Origin of the sequence: Micromonospora sp. NPDC047753, assembly GCF_040642735.1 — a bacterium.
Classification (GTDB): Bacteria; Actinomycetota; Actinomycetes; order Mycobacteriales; family Micromonosporaceae; genus Micromonospora.
On record NZ_JBEYSL010000518.1, the window covers coordinates 1 to 4,597 of the forward strand.

The window sequence follows — 4,597 nt, forward strand, 5'->3', positions numbered from 1 at the left end:
GGCTGACCGGCACGGTCGTGCTGGCCAAGGCCGACGTCAAGCGCATCAAGAAGCTGCTCGGCCGCTGACGCGCGCCACCTTTACGTAATTAGGAGTTGAGATGGCACGCGTCAAGCGGGCTGTAAACGCCCAGAAGAAGCGTCGTACCCTGCTGGAGTCCGCGAGTGGTTACCGCGGGCAGCGCTCCCGCCTGTACCGCAAGGCCAAGGAGCAGGTGCTGCACTCGATGCAGTACGCCTACCGGGACCGTCGCGACCGCAAGGGCGACTTCCGGCAGCTGTGGATTCAGCGGATCAACGCGGGCGCCCGGGCCAACGGGATGACCTACAACCGTCTGATCCAGGGCCTGCGTCTGGCCGGCATCGAGGTCGACCGCAAGATCCTGGCCGACATGGCTGTCAACGACGCCGCCTCTTTCGCGGCGATCGTCGAGCTGGCCCGGGCTGCGGTCACGGCCGAGGGCACCGGCGGCGCGGCGGCTCAGGCCGCCTGATCCCCACGCACCAGAGCGAGGCGTCTCCCGTGTCGGCACCGCCGTTCGGGGGGCGCCTCAATCGTGCCGGAGGAGCGCACACCATGGCTTTCACCCCGCGTACCCCAAGGATTGTCGCCGCCCGCCGCCTGCAACGCCGCCGGGACCGCGACGCCACCGGCCGTTTCCTGGCCGAGGGCCCGCAGGCGGTCCGCGAGGCCCTCGCGCGGCCGGAGGTGGTCACCGAACTGTTCGGTACGACCACCGCGCTCGACCGGTACCCGGAGTTGGCCGCCACGGCGGCCCGCGCCGACGTGCCGGTCTCCGAGGTGACCGACGACGCCCTCGCGGCGCTGACCGAGACCGTCGCCCCACAGGGGCTGGTGGCCGTCTGCCGGCACCTGGACGTCTCACTGGAACAGGCCCTCGCGGGTGCGCCCCGGCTGGTGGCGGTGCTCGCCGAGATCCGCGACCCGGGTAACGCCGGCACGGTGCTGCGCACCGCCGACGCGGCCGGTGCGGGTGCGGTGATCTTCGCCGGGGACGCCGTCGACCCGTACAACGGCAAGTGTGTGCGGGCCTCGGCCGGCAGCCTCTTCCACGTCGACGTGGTGCGCGCCCCCGACCCGGTCGCGGTGGTCGACGCGCTGCGCGCCGCCGGGCTGTCGATCTTCGCCACCACCGGGTACGGCGACAACGACCTGGACGACCTGACCGACTACGGTCGGCTCGTCGGGCCCACCGCCTGGTTGTTCGGTTCCGAGGCGCACGGGCTGCCCGAGGAGCTGACCATCGCCGCCGACACCACGGTGCGGGTGCCGCTGTACGGGCGCGCGGAGAGCCTCAACCTGGCTGCCGCCGCAGCGGTCTGCCTGTACGCTTCAGCCAGAGCACAGCGCTGAGGGTGAACGCCTGCGGCGCGACTGACAGCAGGGGAGAGCGTCCGTCCATGAACGCGACACGGCGTTCGTTTAGCCAGCCCGCCGGTGTCGGCGGGCGGCGGGCCTGACCTGCTCCCTGCGCAACTCCTACCGGCGGGCTGCGGCACAGCCGCGCGTCCGTAGACTCGCTTCGCCGCCCCGACGAGGGCAGGCGCCGCCGTGAGGGAGTGCCCGTACGCCATGAGCTACCGCAACGATCCGTACGACCCGAAGCAGGTCGCCCTGCTCGACCCCGCCGCCCTGGACGAGGCCGTGGCGGACGCCACGAAGGCGTTCACGGCGGCGGCCGACCCGGACGCGCTCACCGCGCTGCGCCCGGTGCACCTCGGTGACCGGTCTCCGGTCTCCCTGGCGCGCCGGGAGATCGGCGCGTTGCCGCCGGCCGCGAAGTCGGACGCGGGCAAGCGGGTGAACGAGGCCCGCCGGGCGATCGAGACCGCCTACGCCGACCGCGCCGAGGTGCTGGAGCGTGAGCAGGCCGAGCGGGTGCTGGTCGAGGAACGGGTGGACGTCACAGTGCCCTACGACCGGCGTCCCCGTGGCGCCCGGCACCCGTTGAGCACCCTGATGGAGTCGATCAGCGACCTCTTCGTCGGGATGGGCTACGAGGTGGCCGAGGGGCCCGAGGTCGACCTGGAGTGGGTCAACTTCGACGCGTTGAACATCCCCGCCGACCACCCGGCGCGCGGGTTGATGGACACCTTCCACATCGCACCGGAGGGCTCCGGCCTGGTGCTGCGTACGCACACCTCGACGGTGCAGACCCGCACGATGCTCAGCCGCAAGCCGCCGATCTACGTGATCGTGCCGGGTCGCGTCTACCGCACGGACGAGATCGACGCCACCCACAGCCCGGTGTTCCACCAGGCCGAGGGCCTGGTGGTCGACAAGGGCATCACCATGGCCCACCTGCGGGGCACGCTGGACCACTTCGCCCGGGCGATGTTCGGCCCGGAGGCGAAGACCCGGTGGCGGCCGCACTACTTCCCGTTCACGGAGCCGTCGGCGGAGTTCGACGTGTGGTTCCCGGAGCACCGCGACGGCCCGCAGTGGGTCGAGTGGGGTGGCTGCGGCATGGTGAACCCTCGGGTGCTGCGCGCCTGCGGCGTCGACCCGGAGATCTACTCCGGATTCGCCTTCGGCATGGGCATCGACCGGACCCTGATGGTCCGGCACGGGGTCAGCGACATCCGCCATCTCTTCGAGGGCGACGTGCGGTTCAGCCGCGCGCTCGGGACCGGGGCGTAGGCGATGCGGGTACGAGACACGGGAACGGTGGTCTGAAGTCATGCGAGTTTCTGTTAGTTGGCTGCGGGAGTACGTCGACCTCCCCGCCGACCTGCCCACCGGTGACCTGGAGCAGGCCCTGGTCGACCTCGGTATCGAGGTCGAGTCCGTGGTGGACCTTCGCGAGAGCGTCACCGGGCAGCTCGTCGTCGGCGAGGTGCGCGAGATCGAGGAGCTGACCGGCTTCAAGAAGCCGATCCGGTTTTGCCGGGTGGACGTGGGTGCCGCCAACGGCACCGGCGAGCCGCAGGAGATCGTCTGCGGGGCGCGTAACTTCGCCGTCGGTGACCGGGTGGTGGTGATCCTGCCCGGTGGTGTGCTGCCCGGCGGGTTCGCGATCGGCGCCCGTAAGACGTACGGGCACAACTCGGCCGGCATGATCTGCTCCGCCAAGGAGCTGGGCCTGGGCGACGACCACTCGGGCATCATCGTGCTGCCGCCGGACGGCGCGGCCAAGCCGGGCGACGACGCGCGGCCCGTCGTCGGCCTGGACAACGTCGTGTTCGAGCTGGAGATCACCCCGGACCGGGGGTACGCGCTGAGCCTGCGCGGCCTGGCCCGGGAGCTGTCGCACGCGTTCGACGTGCCGCTGCGTGATCCCGCCCTGGTGCCCGCCCCGGCGGGCACCGAGACGCCGGCGTACCCGGTGGAGGTGCGCGACACGGTCGGCTGCGACCGGTTCACCGCCCGCCTGGTGCGGGGCGTCGACCCGGGCGCGCCCACGCCGTCGTGGATGGCCCAGCGGCTCGTCACGGCCGGCATCCGCAGCATCTCGCTGCCGGTCGACATCACCAACTACGTGATGTTGGAGCTGGGCCAGCCGATGCACGCCTTCGACGCCGACCGGATCGCCGGGCCGCTGGTGGTCCGTCGCGCCGAGGCGGGGGAGAAGCTGACCACCCTGGACGGGGTCAGCCGGGTGCTCACGGCCGACGACATGGTGATTTGCGACGACACCGGGCCGATCTCCCTCGCCGCGGTGATGGGCGGTGAGACCAGCGAGGTCGTCACCGGGGTCACCACCACTGTGCTCTTCGAGGCGGCGCACTGGGACCCGGCGATGGTCGGGCGCACCGCCCGTCGGCACAAGCTGTTCAGCGAGGCCGCGAAGCGCTGGGAGCGGGGCGTCGACCCGGCCGTGCCGCTGGTCGCGCTGGAGCGTGCCGTGCGGCTGCTCACCGAGCACGGCGGTGGCACCCCGAGCGTGGAGATCCTGGACATCGACCACGTCAGGCCGCGTACCCCGATCAGTCTTCCGGCGGACCTGCCGACCCGGCGGGTCGGTGTCGAGTACCCGCCGGCGCGGGTGGTCGCCCTGCTGGAACAGGTGGGCTGCACTGTCGCGCAGGGCGCGGACCGGTTGTCCGAGGACCCGGGCGCGGTTGGCGTGGCCAGCGGCGTCGGGACGGTGCTGAGCGTCACCCCGCCGACCTGGCGGCCCGACCTGACCGACCCGGCCGACCTGGTCGAGGAGGTGGTCCGCCTCGACGGGTACGACCGGGTGCCGTCGGTGCTGCCGACCGCGCCCGCGGGGCGCGGTCTGACCCCGCGGCAGCGTCGCCGCCGGGCCGTCGCCGGGTCGCTGGCCGAGCGGGGGTACGTGGAGGTGCTCGCGCACCCGTTCGTGTCACCGGAGCTGGCCGACCAGCTCGGCCTGCCGGCCGACGACCCGCGTCGGCCCGCGGTGCGACTGGCCAACCCGCTGTCCGAAGAGGAGCCGCTGCTGCGCACCACGCTGCTCGGCCCGCTGCTCGGCATCCTCAAGCGCAACCTCGGCCGGGGTCACCGCGACCTCGCCCTCTACGAGATCGGTGCGGTCTTCCACCCGCGCGTCGGTGCCGGCAGCCCGCCGGCGATGGGCGTGGACCGGCGTCCCACCGACGAGGAGTTCGCCGCC

The 4,597-nt window shown here is 72.4% G+C and carries 4 protein-coding genes; all 4 read left to right on the forward strand.

What is annotated here, in order from left to right; translation table 11 throughout:
• Positions 1–100 precede the first annotated feature (100 nt).
• The gene (gene rplT / locus ABZ749_RS29890) at positions 101–493 is read left to right on the forward strand and encodes a 50S ribosomal protein L20 (protein ID WP_030488429.1); all 393 of its coding nucleotides are present in this window, start codon (positions 101–103) and stop codon (positions 491–493) included.
• Between the two features lie 29 nt (positions 494–522).
• Entirely contained in the window at positions 523–1,374 is an 852-nt protein-coding gene (locus tag ABZ749_RS29895) for an RNA methyltransferase (RefSeq protein ID WP_357233648.1), read from the forward strand.
• A gap of 219 nt (positions 1,375–1,593) precedes the next feature.
• Positions 1,594–2,661: a phenylalanine--tRNA ligase subunit alpha gene (gene pheS / locus ABZ749_RS29900; protein ID WP_357233650.1), complete on the forward strand. Its 1,068-nt coding sequence runs from the start codon at positions 1,594–1,596 to the stop codon at positions 2,659–2,661.
• A gap of 40 nt (positions 2,662–2,701) precedes the next feature.
• On the forward strand, positions 2,702–4,597 hold a 1,896-nt coding region (gene pheT, locus ABZ749_RS29905), incomplete at its 3' end, for a phenylalanine--tRNA ligase subunit beta (RefSeq protein WP_357233652.1).

Coding starts and splice junctions, on each gene's coding strand:
- rplT (WP_030488429.1), top strand. CDS start 101: ATGGCACGCGTCAAGCGGGCTGTAAACGCCCAGAAGAAGCGTCGTACC.
- pheS (WP_357233650.1), top strand. CDS start 1,594: ATGAGCTACCGCAACGATCCGTACGACCCGAAGCAGGTCGCCCTGCTC.